This window comes from Candidatus Rhodobacter oscarellae (assembly GCF_001078595.1).
Classification (GTDB): Bacteria; Pseudomonadota; Alphaproteobacteria; order Rhodobacterales; family Rhodobacteraceae; genus Rhodobacter_B; species Rhodobacter_B oscarellae.
The window spans coordinates 150,620-168,428 of sequence record NZ_LFTY01000001.1 but is presented as its reverse complement, the minus strand read 5'-3'; the positions used below and the strand labels follow the sequence as shown (position 1 = coordinate 168,428).

Genomic DNA, 17,809 nt, shown 5'->3' with positions numbered 1-17,809 from the left:
AGAGTTTTGCAATTTTCTTGCAAGAAAATTGACGGCGCGGAGCAGACGCGTCTGGCCATGGCGCGCCATGGGGTCGCGGGTCCGATAGCGGAGATCAGGACGTATTTGTCTTGCGCGCGGGCTTCTTGGCCGCCGCGGCTTCCAATGCGTCCAGCCTTGCCTTCAAGGCCTCGTTCTCTTCGCGGGCTTTCTGCGCCATGGCGCGCACGGCGTCGAACTCCTCGCGCGTGACAAAGTCCCGCTCGGCAAGCCAGCGGTCGATCAACCCCTTCATGGCGGTCTCGGCCTCGTCCTTGGCGCCCTGGGCGACCCCCATGGCATTGGTCATCAACTGCCCAAGGTCATCAAAAATCTTGTTCCGGGTCTGCATCTGCACCTCCTCGGCATCTTGTGATCTATATGGGGCTCGCATGTCCGCCGCGCAAGGTTGACTTCGTCGCAGCCCCGTGGCCCAAGTGCCGCCATGTTGCCAGCCGCGATCCCCTTCCCTGACGTCTCGCCCGAGATCTTTTCCATCGGCGGCTTCGCCCTGCGCTGGTACGCGCTGGCCTATATCGTGGGCATCCTGATCGGCTGGCGGATCGCCGTTGCGGCGGTGACGCGGCCCGCGATCTGGACGGGCGATCCAGTGATGACGCCCAAGCAGGTTGAGGACTTGCTGACCGGGATCATCCTTGGCGTCATCCTGGGTGGGCGCATCGGCTATGTGCTGTTCTACCAGCCGGGCTATTACCTGCAGAACCCCGGCGAGATCCTGGCGGTATGGCAGGGCGGCATGGCGTTCCACGGTGGTTTCATCGGGGTTGGGGTGGCGATTGTGCTGTTTAGCTGGCGCAACAAGCTGCACGTCGGCAGCGTGGCCGACGTTCTGGCCCTGGCCACGGCGCCGGCTCTCTTGCTGGGCCGAGTTTCTAACTTCGTCAATGCAGAGCTTTGGGGGCGCCCGAGCGATGCGCCCTGGGCGGTGATCTTCCCCGGCCAGGCGGCGCAGGACTGCGCGGGCATCCTGCCTGGGCTCTGCGCGCGGCATCCCAGCCAGCTTTATGAGGCGGCGCTTGAGGGGATCGTCCTTGGCGCGCTGCTGCTGTATCTCGCCTTCCGACGCGGGGCGTTCAAGACCCCCTGGCTGCTGACGGCGCTGTTCTTTGCGGGCTATGGCGTTGCGCGGTTCATCGTGGAGTTCTTCCGCCAGGCGGACGCGCAGTTCATCACGGCCGAGAACCCCTGGGGGCATGTCATCGCCATCGGCCCCGCGGGCATCACCATGGGGCAACTGCTGTCGCTGCCGATGATCATAATCGGTGTGGCGCTCTTCGTCTGGGCGCGGCGGCGCGCATGACGCCGCTGGCCGAGCTGCTCATCCGCCGGATCGCGGCCACCGGGCCGCTGACCATCGCCGACTACATGAACGAATGCCTGCTGCACCCCGAGCATGGGTACTACACCACCCAGGATCCGTTCGGGCTGGCAGGGGATTTCACCACCGCGCCCGAGATCAGCCAGATGTTCGGCGAGATGCTTGGGCTCGCCCTGGCTCAGGCCTGGGTGGATCAGGGGAGCCCGCAGGCGTTCGCCTTGGCCGAGCTTGGTCCGGGGCGCGGCACGCTTATGGCGGACATCCTTCGGACGATCCATACGGTGCCGGGGATGGGGGAGGCCGCGAAACTCCACCTTGTCGAGGCGTCGCCAGTGCTGCGTGCGCGCCAGCGGGACGCGCTGGGGCAGCGGGACGCGACCTGGCTGGGCACGGCACAGGAACTGCCGCATATGCCGCTTTTTCTGGTGGCGAATGAGTTCTTTGACGCGCTGCCGATCCGGCAATTCACCCGCGGCGCGGTGGGCTGGCACGAGCATCTGGTGACCGCGCAGGATCAGCAGCTTTCGATGGTGCTTGGCCCGGACACGCCCTATGGCGACCTGATGCACCGGCTGAGCGATACGCAGCCGGGCGAGATCGTCGAGACCTGCGCCCCCGCGCGGCCCATCATCGCAGAGATTGCGCAACGAATCGGTCAGCATGGCGGCGCAGCAATTCTGCTAGACTACGGTGATTGGTGCTCTCGCGGGGACACTTTCCAGGCGCTGAAGGCGCATGAAATGGTGGCGCCCTTGGCCGAGCCCGGCCAAGCGGACCTGACCGCGCATGTGGACTTCGAGGCGCTTTCGATGGCCGCTAAGGGCGTCCAGGTTAGCGCAATGACCAATCAAGGCGTGTTCCTGGAACGGCTCGGCATAACGGCGCGCGCGCAGGCCCTGGCCAAGCGGTTGGAGGGCGACAGGCTCGATGCGCATATTGCCGCTCATCGGCGCTTGACGCACCCGCAAGAAATGGGGAGCCTGTTCAAAGCACTCGGACTAACACCAGACGGTGCAGCACGACTGCCGGGACTGGACCCATGACACTAGAGATCATTACCGCCGATGGTTTGTCGACGCTGCGGCATGGCTTTTTCACGCGGCGCGGTGGCGCGTCCTCGGGCGTGTTCAAGGGGCTGAACTGCGGGTATGGCTCCAGCGATCAAAGAAGCGCGGTAGCCGTCAACCGCGCCCGTGTGGCCGAGGCTCTGGATATAGCGCCAGAGGCGCTGGTCACCGTGCATCAAACCCACTCTGCGCGGGTGCTTACGCTGGACGCCCCAATCGCCTCGGGCGAACAAAAGGCGGACGGGCTTGTCACGGCGACCCCGGGCATTGCCTTGGGCGTGCTAAGCGCTGACTGCCAGCCGGTGCTGTTTGCGGACGCCGCGAACGGGGTTGTGGGTGCGGCGCATGCTGGCTGGAAGGGCGCCTTTGAGGGGGTGTTAGAGGCCACCGTGGACGCGATGGTGGCGGCGGGCGCAGAGCGCCAAAAGATCACCGCCGTGATCGGCCCCTCGATCAGCCAAAAGTCCTACGAGGTCGGTCCAGAGTTCTTCGAGCGCTTCTTCGACGCGGACCAGGAGCACGCGCGCTTCTTCGTGAACGGCAATGGCGATCGCTACCATTTCGACCTGCCGGGCTTTGGGCTGTCTCGGTTGCGCGCCGCCGGTGTCGGGCATGCCGAATGGACGCGCCATTGTACATATGACGATCCAAAGTTGTTCTACTCTTACCGCCGTTCCGTCCACAATAAAGAGGCGGATTACGGCAGGCTGATCGCCGCGATCCGGCTATAGGCTGGATCCACCGCGCGGCAGGTCCATCATGTCGCATTGGATCATGGCGCCCATCCCGCCATCGGCCGCGCCGACGCGCCAAGCGAGACCCCTGATCGCAACTCTCAGGGTGATTTCCTAATCCTACTGGAGCTCCTCGCCACGCTCTTTGCGCGTGGTTGGCCCCTTGGCGTCGGAGCGCCCAGAAACACCAACCGAACGCCGCGCCATAAAAAATTTACAAAATGAGGATTTGCCCATTGAACCCCGGCGGGCGCGCCGCTAAGTGGAGGTCTCCGTTGATCGGGACTTGGCGCGGGGTGGAGCAGCCCGGTAGCTCGTCAGGCTCATAACCTGAAGGTCGCAGGTTCAAATCCTGCCCCCGCAACCAAAAAGCCGCAACGGAAACAAAGTGATAAGTAGGCCGCCTTCGGGCGGCTTTCTTATTTTAGGGACGTTTAGGGGCGCTGCCCTTCAATCGCTCGCTACAGGTCTCAACGACTCTCACGGGGGTTTCCTAAAGATCGTTTGCCTAACTTGAGGCCAAGACGACGCAGGCGAACCAGGGAAAAATCTTGGGAGGTTCAGGGGCGCACGTCCGAAATCGGCTCAGAAACCTACAAAGTATCATGCACCGCTCTATTCCAAGACGGTTTCGTCGTCCTCGGCTCCGATCAGGTGAACGATCGTATCGATCCGCGCGATGCGATAGCCTTTTGGGGCTGCAATATCGATTGCCTCCGGCACATCCAAAACTCTGTCCTCGTCCTCAATGTAATAGTGTCGGTGCGAACCGGTGTCGGTATCGAACCACACACGTTCGCTTGGGATGGCAATTCGGTGGATTAGGCCAGCACGGTCGAACTCACGCAACGCGTTGTAGACGGTGGCGAGAGATATTTCGAAACCAGCCTGCGCAGCTTCAGCATGCAGCTTTTGGGCCTCGACATGACGTCCGCCCCCCTCAAACAGGAGCTTTGCAAGTGCCAGGCGTTGACGTGTTGGGCGCAACCCATTCGCGGCAAGCAATTGCTTGTAAGATTTAGAAGGTTTCCGCGCCATGCTACAGCGCCTTCCGGCAGTACAATTCCAGGCGATGTGCTACGATCTTGTAGCCATGATCTTCTGCGACACGCGCTTGAAGGCGCTCGATCTCGTGCGACACGAACTCGCGCACTTCGCCTGTCTCGACATCGATAATATGATCGTGATGCGGTCGCCCGGCCAGTTCGTAGCGCGTGGCGTTCCCGTCGAAGGTGTGGGTAAGTAGCAGGTCATTCTTGGCCAAGGCAGCGAGGGTCCGGTACACAGTTGCCCGGCTAACTCTTGGATCGTTTTTGCGGGCGCGGGCCAACACTTGCTCGGCGTCCGGGTGGTCCTCGGCTTCGACCAGAACGCGGGCGATTGCCAGCCGCGGCTTCGTAACTTGCAGGCGCGCGACCCTCAGAAGTGTATCACCCCGATCGCTATGGAATTTCTCTGACATGGCCTGTGATTAACTCATTCAATGAGTCTGAGCAACAAACTTGAGAACGCTTCGCAATTTCATTGACGTTGCGAACGCTTCGCATTACCAATCCGTTAAAGAGCGCGCTCGGCAGTCGGGCCGATTCGAACAAGGAGCTATCTATGATCATCAACAAAAGGGCCTTCCTGGCTGCCGCCGCGGCGATCAGCATGGCGCTTCCGGCCAGCTGGGCCGTCGCGCAGGAGCGGCTAAACGTTGTGGCCACCACTGGTATGATTGCGGACGCGGTCACGAATATCGGTGGCGACCTCGTTGAGGTTCAGGCCCTGATGGGCGCAGGCGTCGATCCGCACGCGTACCGCCAGACCCGAACCGACATCGTGGCACTGGCCAATGCTGATCTGGTTGTGTGGAACGGTCTCTACCTTGAAGCGCAGATGGAAGACTTCATGGTCGGTCTTAGCGAGGGCGGAAACGTCGTTGCGGTGGCCGAGGCGGTCCCAGCGAACCTGCTGCTCGGATCCGAAGACTACGAAGGCCGGTTCGATCCGCATCTGTGGATGAACCCGAACCTCTGGTCGCGCGTCGTCGTCAATGTGCGCGATGCGCTGATTGATGCGAGCCCGGAAGGCGCGGATGCATTCAACGCAAATGCGGAGGCCTACCTGGACCAACTGCGCCATCTGGCGAGCTACACCAACGAAGTTCTGTCCACCGTGCCGGTCGAAAGCCGCGTTGTTCTCTCTGCGCATGACGCTTTCAACTACTTCGGCAACGCCTTTGGCTTTGAGGTTGTCGGCATCCAGGGCATCTCGACGGAATCCGAGGCTGGTCTCCAGCGCATCGGCGAGCTGGTCGACATGCTGGTGTCGCGTGACATCCGCGCCGTATTCGTTGAAACGTCGGTATCGGATCGCAACATCCAGGCGCTGATCGAGGGTGCGGCGGCCGAAGGCCACGAGGTCGTCATCGGTGGCGAGCTCTTCTCCGACGCAATGGGCGAGCCCGGCACCTACGAGGGCACCTATGTCGGCATGATCGACCACAATGCGACCACCATCTCGGCAGCACTGGGTGGTCAATCGCCGGAAGACGGAATGCTGGGCCTCCTGAACTGATGGATCCGTCCACAACACGTATCCAGCAGCCCGTAATGGCTGCGCAAGACGGTCGGGTCACGTACCCGGCCGTCGCTTCTGTTTCGGACGCGCCCCTCACTGTCAGGGGCGTCACCGTATCCTACGGCGAGAAGCCGGCGGTGTTCTCCGTCGATGCAAGCTTTCCCGCCAAAGCGATGTCGGCCATCATCGGGCCGAATGGCGCAGGCAAATCGACCCTCCTAAAGGCGTCGCTCGGCGTGATCCCGCGCCTATCCGGCGAGGTCCACGTCTTCGGCCAGCCCATTGAACAAGCCCGTGATCGCATCGCCTATGTGCCGCAGCGCGCGAGCGTGGATTGGGACTTTCCGACGACCGTGGTTGATGTCGTGCAGATGGGTCTCTATCGCAAAATCGGCCTGCTCAGGCGGCTGTCCGGCCAGATGAAGGCATGGGCTTTGGAGTGCTTGGATCGCGTTGGCATGGCCGATTTCGCGGACAGGCAGATCGGGCAGCTCTCTGGCGGGCAGCAGCAACGGGTATTCCTGGCCCGCGCCCTGGCACAAGACGCTGACCTCTATCTTCTGGACGAGCCCTTCGCGGGTGTCGACGCCGCGACCGAACGCGCGATCATCGATGTGCTGGAGCTCTTGAAGGCCGGCGGCAAGGCTTTGGTGTCCGTGCACCACGACCTCTCGACCGTGCGCGAATATTTTGACCACGTCTTCCTGATCAACGTGCGCCGGATCGCGGAAGGGCCTGTCGAGACGGCCTTTACGACCGAGAACCTTCAGGCCACCTATGGCGGGCGCCTCGCGGCCACGCATCTGGACGAGCTGTCCTTGGCGAGGGGCGTTTGAGTGCAGCCTTTCCTGAATGCCTTACTTTTGCAGGCGGGATACAACGCGACGCTGGTGGCCGTTGGCGCCGCGCTCCTGGGATTTGCGGCCGGGTCGTCGGGCGCCTTCCTTTTTCTTAGAAAGCGCGCGCTTGTCTCCGATGCGGTGGCCCATGCGACGCTGCCCGGGGTGGGGATCGCCTTCATCCTGATGGTCAGTCTGGGCGGCGAAGGGCGAAGCCTCATCGGCTTGCTGCTCGGCTCCGCCGTCACGGCCTGGATCGGGCTTTTGTTGATCGAATGGATCACACGCCGCACGCGCCTTGCCGAGGATGCCGCCATCGGCGCTGTCCTGGGCGTGTTCTTTGGTGTCGGCATCGTGCTCTTGACGATCATCCAATCCATGAGCGCCGGACGGCAGGCGGGGTTGGAGGGTTTCCTGCTCGGCTCCACCGCGGGCATGTTGTTTCAGGATGCCGTTGTGATTGCCGTGGGCGGCTCGCTTGCGGTCCTCGCCACATGGCTCATGCGCCGCCCAATGACGCTGGTGGCCTTTGACAGCGAGTATGCCGCGGCCATGGGTTATGACGTGCGCCGTATCGACCTTTTGATGATGGGGCTGGTCATGGCCGTCACCGTCATCGGGCTCAAGCTTGTTGGGCTGATCCTGATCGTTGCCATGCTGATTATCCCCGCCGTCACGGCGCGCTTTTGGACTGAGAGGTCGAACCGCGTGATCTGGATCGCGGGCGCGGTTGGTGGCGCATCGGGTTACCTTGGCGCGGCCTTCTCGGCCTCGGCACCCGCGCTGCCGACCGGGCCGATCATCGTGTTGGTCGCGGCGGGCATCTTTGTGTTGTCGCTTCTCTTTGCGCCTGTGCGCGGCGTGCTGGCCGCCGTGATCCGCCACCGAAGGTTCCAGGCGCGTGTGCACCGGCGCCAGGGGTTGTTGTCGCTGGCCGCGCAGCATCCGATCCGCGAGGCCTACACGTTGCGCCTGCTGCGCCGCGACGGCCTGGTGCGCGCCGACGGCGTGCCAACTCAGACCGGGCGCGCGCAGGCCGCCAAGATCGCGCGAGACGAGCGCCGTTGGGATGTCGCGCGCGAAGTGCATCAGGATGTTGGTCTTACGGGGCGATATGACGGGCTGACTCCCATCGAGGATGTCTTCACCGCGGATGAAATTGCAGATTTTGACCGCAGGCTCGGTCCGCCGGCTGCCGTGGGGGGCGCATAATGGGTGCAGATTTTGTCCAGTTCTCGCTAACGCCGCTCCTTATCGGGGTGCTCGCGGCGATCGCCTGTGCCTTGCCGGGGAACTTCCTGATCCTGCGCCGCCAGGCTCTGATCGGCGATGCGATCAGCCATGTCGTTTTGCCGGGCATCGTCGTGGCCTTCATCATAACCGGCACCATCTCGGCGATCCCGATGCTGATAGGGGCGGCGGGCGCCGCCGTGGTCGCCGTGATCCTGATCGAAGCGGTCAAGCGTCTGGGCCGGATCGAGCCGGGCGCCGCCATGGGGGTCGTATTCACGTCAATGTTCGCGGGCGGGGTGCTGATCCTAGAGCAAACCGACACCAGCAAGGTGCATATCGACGTAGAGCACGCGCTCATGGGCAATCTAGAGTCGCTCATCTGGTTCCGGGCCGAGGGCTGGCACTCCCTGCTCGATCCGGCGGCGCTTGCAACGCTGCCGCACGAATTGCCCCGGATCGCCATCGTCTGCGCCATCGTTGTTGTTCTGACCTTGGTTTTCTGGCGCTGGCTCAAGATAGCGACCTTCGACGAAGGGTTTGCACAGGTGCTCGGCATCCCGGTATCCGCGCTCGGCTTTGGGCTTGTGGTCACCGCCGCAGTGGCGGCAGTGGCGGCCTTTGACGCCGTCGGCTCGATCATCGTGATCGCGATGTTCATCTGCCCACCGGCCGCGGCCCGCCTGATGACGAACTCTTTGGAGCATCAGATCTGGTGGTCGGTGGCCTTTGCGACGCTCTCCGCCATCTTGGGCTATGTCTTTGCAGGCTACGGCCCGCTTTGGTTGGGCGCGACGAACGCCGTCAGCGCCGCGGGTATGATCGCCACCGCTTCCGGCATCATCCTTGGTCTCGCCTGCCTCTTCGGCCCGCATCGAATGCGGATCGGTGTTGGAAAGGAACCCCTCGGCTAGCACGCCTGCTTCCCGGTTGGAGCCCCCAGGTTTTTTGGCGGACAGCTACGTGAAGCTGCCCCGCTTTCGGTCCGGTCGTGCACGCGTGCGGCCATGCGCGCGACGGCGAAGGGGCTTTTCCACCAAGGCGAATGCAAGCATGCCTTAGCCGGGGTGCACTAAACCCGCTCATCGTGCATGCTGGCCCTGCCAGGTCGCGCAGCGGCCCAACGCCCCAACCGTGATCGGAGAGACCGTATGATCAGACATATCGTGGCGCTAAAGTTCAATCCCGACACGACCGAAAGCACCAAGCGTTCGATCTTCGCGGATCTTGCGGCGTTGACGCCCCTGATCGACGGCATCCTGGACTTTCAGATGCGCGAGAATGTCAGCCCCGAGGACCCCGTGGTGCACGGCTTTCGGGATCTGTTCTGGTTCGACTTCCGCGACGCTAAGGTGCGCGACGCCTATCTGGTACACCCACAGCATCAGGCGGTCGGTGCGCGCATCGTCTCAGCAACTGAGGGCGGGCCGGAAGGTGTGCTTGTATTGGACTTTGAGGTCTAAACAGCGGAGCGCCAACAGCCTCGAGCGATCAAGGCCGAAATCCCAGCTGCGCAGAACCAAAGGGGCACAGGGCTACATGCGCCCGGGCACCCACTCCGTTCCGGCAAGGGGCACGCCCGCCATGGCCGCGGCCTCGATGGTCAGCGCGCAGAGATCCTCTGGCTCTAAGTTCAGCACGTGCGACTTGCCGCAGGCGCGCGCGATGGTCTGCGCCTCCAGCGTCATCACCTTGAGGTAATTCGCCAACCGCCGCCCCGCCGCGACCGGGTCCAGCCGTGCCGCCAATTCGGGGTCCTGCGTTGTGATGCCCGCCGGGTCGCGCCCCTCGTGCCAGTCGTCATAGGCGCCTGCGGTGGTGCCCAGCGCCTGGTACTCGGCCTCCAGCGCGGGGTCGTTGTCGCCCAGAGCGATCAGCGCCGAGGTGCCGATTGAGACCGCATCCGCGCCAAGCGCCAGCGCCTTGGCCACATCTGCGCCGGTGCGGATCCCGCCCGAGACCACAAGCTGCACCTTGCGATGCATGTCCAGATCCTGCAGCGCTTTCACTGCGGGCCGGATACAGGCCAGCGTGGGCTGGCCCACATGCTCGATGAACACGTCCTGCGTGGCCGCGGTGCCGCCCTGCATCCCGTCCAGCACCACCACATCCGCGCCCGCCTTCACCGACAGGGTCACGTCATAATAGGGCCGCGCGCCGCCGACCTTGATATAGATCGGCACCTTCCACTGGGTGATCTCGCGCAGCTCCAGGATCTTGATCTCCAGGTCGTCCGGCCCGGTCCAATCCGGGTGCCGGCAGGCCGAGCGCTGGTCGATCCCCTTGGGCAGGGTGCGCATCTCGGCCACGCGGTCTGATATCTTCTGGCCCAATAGCATTCCCCCGCCGCCGGGCTTGGCGCCCTGGCCCACCACGATCTCGATGGCGTCCGCCTTGCGCAGGTCGTCGGGGTTCATGCCGTAGCGGCTGGGCAGGTACTGGTAGACCAGCTTGTTGGAATGCCCGCGCTCCTCCGGCGTCATGCCGCCGTCGCCGGTGGTGGTCGAGGTGCCCGCGGCGTTGGCGCCGCGCCCCAGCGCCTCCTTGGCTTGGCCGGACAGCGCGCCAAAGCTCATGCCCGCGATGGTGATTGGGATGTCCAGTTCGATAGGGTTCGCCGCGAAGCGGTCGCCCAGCGTGACCGAGGTCTCGCATTTCTCGCGGTAGCCCTCCAGCGGGTAGCGGCTCATGGAGGCGCCAAGGAACAGCAGGTCATCAAAGTGAGGCACGCGACGCTTGGCGCCGCCGCCCCTGATGTCATAGATGCCGGTGGCCGCGGCGCGGCGGATATAGCTGTTGGTGTAGTCGTCGAAGGTCCAGGGCTTCACCGGGTGGGTGCGTGGTGTGTCGTCCATCTCAGTAGGCCCCTGCGTTGTCGATATCGAAGTTATAGAGCTGCCGGGCCGAGCCATAGCGGCGGAACTCCTCGGGTTTGGCGTCGGCCTCCGCCTCCGCCAGAAGGCGCGCCAGGGTCTCAAGATGCTCGGGCCGCATCTCCTTCTCGACGCAATCCGCGCCCAGGGATTTTACCGCGCCGCGCACAAAGATCTGCGCCTCATAGAGGCTGTCTCCCAGCGCATCACCCGCGTCGCCCAGCACCACCAGGTTGCCCGCCTGCGCCATGAAGGCCGACATGTGCCCGATATTGCCATGCACCACGATGTCGATGCCCTTCATCGAGATCCCGCAGCGGCTAGAGGCGTTGCCCTTGATCACCAAAAGCCCGCCATGGGCCGTCGCACCGGCGTATTGCGACGCGTCGCCCTCGATCACCACCTTGCCGGACATCATGTTCTCGGCCACGCCGGGCCCTGCGGACCCGTCCACCCTTACGGTCGCCTGTTGGTTCATCCCGGCGGAGTAGTACCCGGTGGAGCCCCGCACGGTGACCTCGATGGGCGCGTCCAGGCCAACGGCCACCGCATGGGCACCACGCGGGTTGAGAATCTCGAACCGCAGGTTCGATCCTGTTTCCTGGGATTGCAGCGCGGCGTTCATCGCGCGTAGCTCCATTTGAGCCAGGTCAAGCTCCTGCATGTTTTAGTGCTCCCAGAAGTAAACGGTGGCGGGCTCGGGCTCCCAGACGCGGGCGTTGTCGATCCCCGGCAGGTTCACCAGCGCGCGGTACTCGGACCCGAAGGCCACGAATTGCTCGGTCTCGGCCAGCACGGCGGGCTTGCAGGCGATGGGGTCGCGCAGCACGCCGAACCCGGTCTTGGTGCCCACCACGAAGGTGTAGAACCCGTCCAGGTCCTCGATCCCGGCCTCCAGCGCGGCGCCCAGGTTGTCGCCCTCGTTCATGCGCCAGGTCAGATAGGCGGCGGCGACCTCGGTGTCGTTCTCGGTCTCGACGGTCACGCCGCGCTTGGCCAGCCTGCGCCGCAGGTCGTTGTGGTTGGAAAGCGAGCCGTTATGGACCAGGCACTGGTCCGCCCCGGTCGAGAAGGGATGCGCGCCCAGGGTGGTCACGGCGCTCTCGGTAGCCATGCGGGTGTGGCCGATGCCGTGGCTGCCCTGCAGGGCGGGGATGTCAAAGCGCTCGGCGACCGAGCGCGGCAGGCCGACCTCCTTGTAGATCTCAATCGCGTCGCCCTGGCTCATCACCCGCAGCTCTGGCATGGCGCGGATGCGGTCGCGCATCGCCGCGGCCTCGCCCGGTGCGCAGGAAACAATCGCGTGGGTGTCGATCTGGGTGACCTGCGCACCCAGGCGCTCGGCCAGTCCGTCAAAGCCGCTTGCCGGGTCCGGCGACTGCAGGGTGATCTTGACCTGGCCGTCATCGGCGCCGCGATAGACCGCGATGCCGGCGCTGTCAGGCCCGCGGTCCGACATCACGACCAGCATCTCGGTCAGCATCGCGCCAAGCTCTGGTTCCAGCGATTTATCCTTGAGGAATAGGCCAACAATCCCGCACATAGCTCACCTCGTGTTGAATGGGCCGTAAGCTATGAGATTCCGCGCCTGCTTCAAGCCCATATTCTCACGGGGAAAATTTTGTTCCCAATGAGAATGACTCTAAGGCTAATTTTCCTGCGGGTAACAGATGATTGACAGGTAGCGCGCGGGCAGGGCGCGCAGCTTCTCGGGCCCGTGCGGGGCGTCGGCGTCAAAGAACAGGCTGTCGCCGGGCTCGAGGTCATAAAGCGCCTTGCCGTGGCGGTACCCGACGCGGCCTTCGAGCATGTAGAGGAACTCCAGCCCCTCGTGCTGGAAGGTGGGGAAGGTGTCAGAGGTCTCGGTAAGCTCGATCAGATAGGGCTCGACCGTGACGCTGGACGACCCCGAGATGCTGCCCAGCAGGTTGTACTGGTGGCCCGCCCGGGTGCCCGCACGCGCGGCGATTATGCCGTCGCCCGCCTTAACATGCATCGCCTCGCGGGTTTCCTCGTAGCCCTTAAAGAGCGTGGTGATGGGCACGCCCAGGGCCTGTGACAGCGCCTTTAAGGTCCCAAGAGACGGCGCGGTCTGGCCGTTCTCGAGCTTGGAGAGCATGCCCGAAGAGAGATGCGCATCGGCGGCGAGCTGCGTGATCGTCAGCCCCTTAGAGCGGCGCAGCTGGCGCACCTGACGTCCAACAGCGGACTGCAGGTCACTCTCGCCAAATTCCGCTGTTTTGTGGGGGTCTTGCTGGTACTGGACGGCCATGGGCGCATTTTTGCATGGCACGCGCGTTTTCTCAACCATACCCTACTGTTTATATCAAGTTAACAGAGGGATTGCCTAAAAAATGAGCGCGATTGATCAATCCCCGCCCCAATGTCGGACCTGCCGACCAGCGGAAACAAAAGCCCCCGCCGCGCAATCCTGCCGTCTTCATTTTGGGCGCGTTTTGGCGGTCGGAATGCGGCTCGCATGGTGGCGGCGCCGGGCCGATCGCGCTATAGCGGCGGCGCACTGAAAGGGGACGCGCATGCTGGACCAAACCCGGATTGACTACACCGCAATCGCAAAGACCATCGCCGCCTTGACGGAGGGCGAGACCGATGCCGTGGCGCTTATGGCCACCGTGGCCTGCGAGCTGCATCACGCGGATGCGCGCTTTGACTGGACCGGGTTCTACCGCGTCGTGGCGCCGGAATTGCTGAAGATCGGGCCCTATCAGGGCGGGCATGGCTGCCTTGTGATCCCGTTCTCGCGCGGGGTCTGCGGCGCCTGCGCGCGCACAGGCGAGGTGCAGCTTGTGGCGGATGTGGACGCCTTTCCGGGGCATATCGCCTGCGCCTCCTCGACGCGCTCCGAGATCGTGCTGCCGGTGTGGAACAAGGGCGCGCTGATCGCGGTTCTGGACATTGACAGCGACCAGCCGGATGCGTTTGACGCGGGCGACGCGGCGGGGCTCTCATCCATCCTGGCGGATGTCTTCGAAGGGTACGCGCTGACGTGACTTTATCGCTGAGAGGCTCTCATCCGCCCGATTGGGCGTCTTCGAGATGAGCGACGTCTACGCGCCGCCGGACACGCCGCTCGAGGTCCTGCACGCGGATCACGAGATCCTGCTGGTCGACAAGCCCTCTGGGCTTTTGTCAGTGCCGGGCAAGGGCGCGCATCTGGCCGATTGTTTGCTGGCGCGCGTGCAAGAGGCCTTCCCCGAGGCGTTGCTGGTGCACCGGTTGGACCGCGACACCTCTGGCGTGATGGTCTTTGCGCTGACCCCGCATGCGCAGCGGCATCTGGGCCTGCAATTCGAGAAGCGGCAGGTCAAGAAGACCTATGTGGCCCGCGTCTGGGGCAAGGTCGCAGAGAAGACCGGCACCGTTGATCTGCCGCTGATCGTGGACTGGCCGAACCGGCCCCTGCAGATGGTCGACCACCAGAATGGCAAATCCGCGGTGACGAATTGGCGCGTGCTGCGGGCTGAGGGCGAGACGACGCGCCTGCGGCTGACGCCCCATACCGGGCGCTCGCACCAGCTGCGGGTGCATATGCGCGAGATCGGGCACCCGATCCTGGGCGATCCGTTCTATGCGACGGGCCCCGCCCGCGCGTTCGAGCGGCTCATGCTGCATTCCGAGAGCCTGCGGCTGCGCCATCCCGATGGCGGCATTGGGCTTACCTTCAAGGCTTCGGTTCCCTTCTAGGCGGTGCGCCCTGCCCCAGATTGCCGGTCGAGACTTTCCGGCTGGCGAAATGATATTCTCGGATACTTCTGTTCGCGAAGATAACTTTTCACAATTCGCGGAACGGCGTGGAACGAATGCCCAACGCCGTTTTTGCGCCCTTGTATAAACCGGCATTTCTGCTCATGTGAGTACCAACACCCGTCGTATTAACCAAACAAAGGACTTGCCCCATGTCGCTTCGCATCAATGATACCGTTCCCAACTTCACCGCCGAGACAAGCCAAGGCACCGTAGATTTCCATGACTGGATCGGTGACGGCTGGGCGATCCTGTTCTCGCATCCCAAGGACTTCACGCCCGTCTGCACCACCGAATTCGGCGCCGTGGCGCAGCTGGCCGATGAATGGGCCAAGCGCAACACCAAGGTGATGGGCGTCTCGGTTGACGGGGTCGAGGACCACGCCGGTTGGATCAAGGACATCGAAAGCGTGGGCGGCGCCGATGTGGGCTTTCCCATCGTGGCGGACGAGGCGCTGGCGGTCTCCAAGGCCTATGACATGCTACCCGCCGAGGCCTACCTGCCGGACGGGCGCACGCCGAATGACACCGCCACGGTGCGCTCGGTCTACATCATCGGGCCGGACAAGCAGCTGAAGCTGAGCATGACCTACCCGATGACCGTGGGGCGCAACTTTGCCGAGATCCTGCGCGCGCTGGACGCGCTGCAAGCCACGGCCAAGCATGGCATCGCCACCCCGGCCAACTGGACGCATGGCCAGGACGTGATCATCCCGGCCGCGGTCAGCGACGAGGACGCGATTGCCAAATTCGGAAGCTTTGAGAAAAAGCTGTCCTATCTGCGCACAACCGCCGACCCAAGTTGATCCGGCGCGTTCTGTAACGGTCCGAGGGCGTCGCTCGGCTAGGCCATCGCGACGCCCCATGCGATGCTTTCCCACGCGTTTGGTGGCGGGCGGACGGAATTGCGTTTTTTTGTTTTCCCGAAGGGCCTAGCCAATAGGGCCGACGGCCCCGGTTCTGGCGCGGATGGTTAGCCCTGTCAGGCACAAGGCACGATCCGGCATCTTGATGGGCAATCAGTGCAGCATCACGAGGCAGCCGCGCCAGATTATGATTGGCGTTTCAAGCCTGGGGGCATGACGGCCTTGGGGCAGTCGGCGGCACACCGATAGGGCGTCTTGGTGTGCAGGGCCGGGACGTGAAGGCCAGCGCGCCGATTGCAGAAACCCGGACCGAAAGATCTGCTTTGCAGACAACTCCGCGCAGCTCTTCACGAAATATCAATCTCGCTCCGCGCAGAATCTGCGGGTGGTGGTTGGGGCACTGTCTGAAAGACAGTCCCCGAGCCAACCACCCGTGGAGGGTGGCGCGATTCGGGTTGAGATCAGGTTAAGGCCGGCGCCGGTCGGCGCAGTTTTTGCGACCTTTGCTGAACCGATCTCCGCGCCCGGTCTCCGCTATGTCCAATCGAACGGCCTTGGAAAGGCCCCGAGCGTGTCCTTAACAGCATCCTTGTCCACGTCGCCCGTCGCGGTGACCTGCGCCACCAGGCCGCGCTTTTTGTCCTCCACCACCGAGGTCACCTCGGCGCTCAGACCGGCCTCGGCCAAAGCGGCGTTGTAGATCCGCGTGATGGCGCTTTTGCGCAGGTCGGGCTTGAAAACCTTGCCCACGGCGGTCTTGGGCAGCTCCGGCATGATCTCCAGATACTTGGGCACCGCCGCGCGCTCTATCGCGCCGACCTTCTCGGCGGCGTAGGCGAGCAACTCGTCCGAGGTCACAGTGGCGCCCTCGACCAATTCCACGAAGGCGCATGGGATCTCGCCCGAATGGGCGTCCGGCTGGCCGATGGCGCCAGCAAAGGCCACGGCCTCGTGACCCGCCAGGGTTTCCTCGATGATCGCGGGGTCGATGTTATGGCCGCCGCGGATGATCAGGTCCTTGGCGCGGCCAGTGATCCACAGATAGCCATCCTCGTCCAGGCGACCCAGGTCCCCGGTGCGCAGATGCGCGCCGTTGTAGTAGAGGTCCTTGTTCTTGTCGGCCTCGGTATAGGTCCCGCTTGGGGTCACGCCGGGGCTGGCCACGCAGATCTCGCCGACCTCGCCCGTGGGCTGCTCGGCGCCGTTCTGCACGATGCGGATGTCGGTGTAGGGAAAGGGCAGCCCGATCGAGCCGATCTTCTTCTCGCCATCGGGCGGGTTGATCGACACCAGGCAGGTGGCCTCAGTCAGGCCGTAGCCCTCGCAGATGTTTATATTCGCCGCGCTCTCGAAGCGCTTGTAAAGCTCCACCGGCAGGGGCGCGGAGCCGCAGAACGCCATCTTGAGAGTAGAGATATCCGCGTCCACCGGGCGCTGCATCAGCGCCGAGATCGCGGTCGGCACGGTCACCATAAAGGTCACCTTGTAGCGCTCGACCAGCTTCCAGAAGTTGTCGAACACGCCGTCGCCGCGGTAGCCCTGCGGGGTGGGGAAGACGATATGCGCGCCCGAGCCCAGCGACGCGCCCATGTTCACGATGGTCGCGAAGACGTGGAACAGCGGCAGCGGCACGATCTGCACGTCCTTCTCGGTGAAGAGCAGGCGCCCGCCCAGCCAGGCGTTGTAGATGATGCCCTTGTAGTAATGCTGGGCGACCTTTGGCATGCCCGTGGTGCCGCCGGTGTGGAAATAGGCGGCGACCCGGTCCTCGGTGGCGTCGGCGAAGTTCAGCGTGGCGGGCTGCGCCTCGACCTCGCGGGTGAAGTCCAGCACGCGGGCCTTGTGGTTCACCGGGTTCTTGGGGCGGATCAGCGGCACGATCAGCTTTTTCAGGCCCGTGAGGTAGCGCAGCAAGTCCACCTCCAGCACGGTCTCGACATTGGGCGCCAGCTCGATGGCCTTGGCCATCTTCTGCGCCACGTCGGTTTTGGGGAAGGCCTTGAGCGTGACCACCACCTTGGCGCCGGACTCGCGCAGGATCGAGGCGATCTGCTCGGGTGCCAAAAGCGGGTTGATCGGGTTCACGATGCCCGCGACTTGCCCCGCAAGGAAGGTCAGGATCGTCTCGGACGCGTTGGGCAGCACAAAGGCCACGGCGTCTTTCTCGCCCACGCCCAGCGAGCGGAAGAGGTTGGCCACCTGCGCGGTCTTATCGCGCAGCTCGGCCCAGGTCATCGTCTCGGCGGGGTCGGTGGGGCCAGAGAACATCTGAAAGGTCGTGGCTGGCCGGGGGCCATGGGCGTCCGCGGTGCGGCACAGCAACTCCCATGTGGTGGTGGGAACGTCCCGTTCCGACCAAGGCATTTCCTGTTCGATCGCGTTGCGATCATCAAGCGTGGCATATCCCATCGCGGTGTTCCTCCCGTTTATCCACGCCTTATGCGCGTCTCCCTGACGCTTGGGTAAACCTAACGCGCAGTTTTATTGCAAGTATGACGCAGCGAAACTTGGAA

19 protein-coding genes and 1 tRNA gene are annotated in these 17,809 nt (G+C 63.8%); 12 read left to right on the top strand and 8 right to left on the bottom strand.

The window, feature by feature from the left end:
- Positions 1-94: 94 nt before the first annotated feature.
- Positions 95-370, bottom strand: a complete 276-nt coding sequence (locus AIOL_RS00735) for an accessory factor UbiK family protein (protein ID WP_049641894.1) — start codon at positions 368-370, stop codon at positions 95-97.
- A 96-nt stretch (positions 371-466) separates the two neighbouring features.
- On the opposite strand from AIOL_RS00735, the gene lgt reads away from it, so the two are divergent.
- From lgt to AIOL_RS00715, 4 genes are all read left to right on the top strand, one after another.
- Positions 467-1,339 carry a prolipoprotein diacylglyceryl transferase gene (gene lgt / locus AIOL_RS00730; protein WP_049641893.1) on the top strand — a complete coding sequence of 291 codons (873 nt, stop codon included), beginning with the start codon at positions 467-469 and terminating at the stop codon, positions 1,337-1,339.
- Entirely contained in the window at positions 1,336-2,400 is a 1,065-nt protein-coding gene (locus tag AIOL_RS00725) for a class I SAM-dependent methyltransferase (RefSeq protein WP_049641128.1), read from the top strand. Before lgt ends, AIOL_RS00725 begins: the two co-directional genes overlap by 4 nt.
- Entirely contained in the window at positions 2,397-3,155 is a 759-nt protein-coding gene (pgeF, locus tag AIOL_RS00720; RefSeq protein WP_049641127.1) for a peptidoglycan editing factor PgeF, read from the top strand. Before AIOL_RS00725 ends, pgeF begins: the two co-directional genes overlap by 4 nt.
- 293 nt (positions 3,156-3,448) lie before the next feature.
- Positions 3,449-3,525, top strand: a tRNA-Met gene (locus AIOL_RS00715).
- 248 nt (positions 3,526-3,773) lie between these two features.
- Here AIOL_RS00715 and AIOL_RS00710 read toward each other — a convergent pair.
- Entirely contained in the window at positions 3,774-4,196 is a 423-nt protein-coding gene (locus AIOL_RS00710) for a Fur family transcriptional regulator (RefSeq protein WP_049641126.1), read from the bottom strand.
- 1 nt (position 4,197) lies between these two features.
- On the bottom strand, positions 4,198-4,620 hold the full coding sequence (locus tag AIOL_RS00705; protein WP_049641125.1) for a Fur family transcriptional regulator: 423 nt from the start codon (positions 4,618-4,620) through the stop codon (positions 4,198-4,200).
- Between the two features lie 143 nt (positions 4,621-4,763).
- On the opposite strand from AIOL_RS00705, the gene AIOL_RS00700 reads away from it, so the two are divergent.
- The 5 genes from AIOL_RS00700 (at position 4,764) to AIOL_RS00680 (ending at position 9,255) form a co-directional block, all read left to right on the top strand.
- Positions 4,764-5,720, top strand: coding sequence for a metal ABC transporter solute-binding protein, Zn/Mn family (locus AIOL_RS00700; RefSeq protein WP_049641124.1), 957 nt, complete (start codon positions 4,764-4,766; stop codon positions 5,718-5,720).
- Between the two features lie 35 nt (positions 5,721-5,755).
- Positions 5,756-6,559, top strand: coding sequence for a metal ABC transporter ATP-binding protein (locus AIOL_RS00695; RefSeq protein ID WP_049641123.1), 804 nt, complete (start codon positions 5,756-5,758; stop codon positions 6,557-6,559).
- Positions 6,560-7,774 (top strand): metal ABC transporter permease, encoded by a 1,215-nt coding sequence (locus AIOL_RS00690; protein ID WP_049641122.1) that lies wholly within the window; start codon positions 6,560-6,562, stop codon positions 7,772-7,774. It begins immediately after the preceding gene.
- Positions 7,774-8,706: a metal ABC transporter permease gene (locus AIOL_RS00685; protein WP_049641121.1), complete on the top strand. Its 933-nt coding sequence runs from the start codon at positions 7,774-7,776 to the stop codon at positions 8,704-8,706. Before AIOL_RS00690 ends, AIOL_RS00685 begins: the two co-directional genes overlap by 1 nt.
- Positions 8,707-8,943: 237 nt before the next feature.
- Positions 8,944-9,255, top strand: coding sequence for a Dabb family protein (locus AIOL_RS00680; RefSeq protein WP_049641120.1), 312 nt, complete (start codon positions 8,944-8,946; stop codon positions 9,253-9,255).
- Between the two features lie 72 nt (positions 9,256-9,327).
- Here the strand turns inward: AIOL_RS00680 and AIOL_RS00675 are convergent, their stop codons facing one another.
- The 4 genes from AIOL_RS00675 to AIOL_RS00660 form a co-directional block, all read right to left on the bottom strand.
- The gene (locus AIOL_RS00675) at positions 9,328-10,647 is read right to left on the bottom strand and encodes an FMN-binding glutamate synthase family protein (protein WP_049641119.1); all 1,320 of its coding nucleotides are present in this window, start codon (positions 10,645-10,647) and stop codon (positions 9,328-9,330) included.
- Between the two features lies 1 nt (position 10,648).
- A complete protein-coding gene (locus tag AIOL_RS00670; protein WP_049641118.1) occupies positions 10,649-11,329 on the bottom strand; it encodes a GltB/FmdC/FwdC-like GXGXG domain-containing protein in 681 nt (226 codons plus the stop codon).
- A 3-nt stretch (positions 11,330-11,332) separates the two neighbouring features.
- Positions 11,333-12,208 carry a class II glutamine amidotransferase gene (locus AIOL_RS00665; RefSeq protein ID WP_049641117.1) on the bottom strand — a complete coding sequence of 292 codons (876 nt, stop codon included), beginning with the start codon at positions 12,206-12,208 and terminating at the stop codon, positions 11,333-11,335.
- Between the two features lie 105 nt (positions 12,209-12,313).
- A complete protein-coding gene (locus AIOL_RS00660; RefSeq protein ID WP_200898712.1) occupies positions 12,314-12,937 on the bottom strand; it encodes a helix-turn-helix domain-containing protein in 624 nt (207 codons plus the stop codon).
- Between the two features lie 265 nt (positions 12,938-13,202).
- Between AIOL_RS00660 and AIOL_RS00655 the strand changes: the two genes are divergently transcribed.
- The 3 genes from AIOL_RS00655 (at position 13,203) to AIOL_RS00645 (ending at position 15,236) form a co-directional block, all read left to right on the top strand.
- Complete coding sequence (locus tag AIOL_RS00655; RefSeq protein WP_049641115.1) at positions 13,203-13,676, top strand: GAF domain-containing protein; 474 nt, start codon at positions 13,203-13,205, stop codon at positions 13,674-13,676.
- A gap of 46 nt (positions 13,677-13,722) precedes the next feature.
- Positions 13,723-14,370 (top strand): RluA family pseudouridine synthase, encoded by a 648-nt coding sequence (locus AIOL_RS00650; RefSeq protein ID WP_049641892.1) that lies wholly within the window; start codon positions 13,723-13,725, stop codon positions 14,368-14,370.
- A 212-nt stretch (positions 14,371-14,582) separates the two neighbouring features.
- Positions 14,583-15,236: a peroxiredoxin gene (locus tag AIOL_RS00645; protein WP_049641114.1), complete on the top strand. Its 654-nt coding sequence runs from the start codon at positions 14,583-14,585 to the stop codon at positions 15,234-15,236.
- 594 nt (positions 15,237-15,830) lie between these two features.
- Here AIOL_RS00645 and AIOL_RS00640 read toward each other — a convergent pair.
- Positions 15,831-17,705 (bottom strand): acyl-CoA synthetase, encoded by a 1,875-nt coding sequence (locus tag AIOL_RS00640; RefSeq protein ID WP_049641113.1) that lies wholly within the window; start codon positions 17,703-17,705, stop codon positions 15,831-15,833.
- Positions 17,706-17,809 lie beyond the last annotated feature (104 nt).

Excerpts from the sequence above, each read along its gene's own strand:
- AIOL_RS00650 (WP_049641892.1), top strand. The coding sequence starts at position 13,723 with ATGAGCGACGTCTACGCGCCGCCGGACACGCCGCTCGAGGTCCTGCAC.
- AIOL_RS00725 (WP_049641128.1), top strand. The coding sequence starts at position 1,336 with ATGACGCCGCTGGCCGAGCTGCTCATCCGCCGGATCGCGGCCACCGGG.
- AIOL_RS00705 (WP_049641125.1), bottom strand. The coding sequence starts at position 4,620 with ATGTCAGAGAAATTCCATAGCGATCGGGGTGATACACTTCTGAGGGTC.
- AIOL_RS00645 (WP_049641114.1), top strand. The coding sequence starts at position 14,583 with ATGTCGCTTCGCATCAATGATACCGTTCCCAACTTCACCGCCGAGACA.
- AIOL_RS00655 (WP_049641115.1), top strand. The coding sequence starts at position 13,203 with ATGCTGGACCAAACCCGGATTGACTACACCGCAATCGCAAAGACCATC.
- AIOL_RS00685 (WP_049641121.1), top strand. The coding sequence starts at position 7,774 with ATGGGTGCAGATTTTGTCCAGTTCTCGCTAACGCCGCTCCTTATCGGG.
- AIOL_RS00665 (WP_049641117.1), bottom strand. The coding sequence starts at position 12,208 with ATGTGCGGGATTGTTGGCCTATTCCTCAAGGATAAATCGCTGGAACCA.
- AIOL_RS00710 (WP_049641126.1), bottom strand. The coding sequence starts at position 4,196 with ATGGCGCGGAAACCTTCTAAATCTTACAAGCAATTGCTTGCCGCGAAT.
- AIOL_RS00640 (WP_049641113.1), bottom strand. The coding sequence starts at position 17,705 with ATGGGATATGCCACGCTTGATGATCGCAACGCGATCGAACAGGAAATG.
- AIOL_RS00660 (WP_200898712.1), bottom strand. The coding sequence starts at position 12,937 with ATGGCCGTCCAGTACCAGCAAGACCCCCACAAAACAGCGGAATTTGGC.
- AIOL_RS00700 (WP_049641124.1), top strand. The coding sequence starts at position 4,764 with ATGATCATCAACAAAAGGGCCTTCCTGGCTGCCGCCGCGGCGATCAGC.
- AIOL_RS00675 (WP_049641119.1), bottom strand. The coding sequence starts at position 10,647 with ATGGACGACACACCACGCACCCACCCGGTGAAGCCCTGGACCTTCGAC.
- AIOL_RS00695 (WP_049641123.1), top strand. The coding sequence starts at position 5,756 with ATGGCTGCGCAAGACGGTCGGGTCACGTACCCGGCCGTCGCTTCTGTT.
- AIOL_RS00735 (WP_049641894.1), bottom strand. The coding sequence starts at position 370 with ATGCAGACCCGGAACAAGATTTTTGATGACCTTGGGCAGTTGATGACC.
- AIOL_RS00670 (WP_049641118.1), bottom strand. The coding sequence starts at position 11,329 with ATGCAGGAGCTTGACCTGGCTCAAATGGAGCTACGCGCGATGAACGCC.
- pgeF (WP_049641127.1), top strand. The coding sequence starts at position 2,397 with ATGACACTAGAGATCATTACCGCCGATGGTTTGTCGACGCTGCGGCAT.
- AIOL_RS00680 (WP_049641120.1), top strand. The coding sequence starts at position 8,944 with ATGATCAGACATATCGTGGCGCTAAAGTTCAATCCCGACACGACCGAA.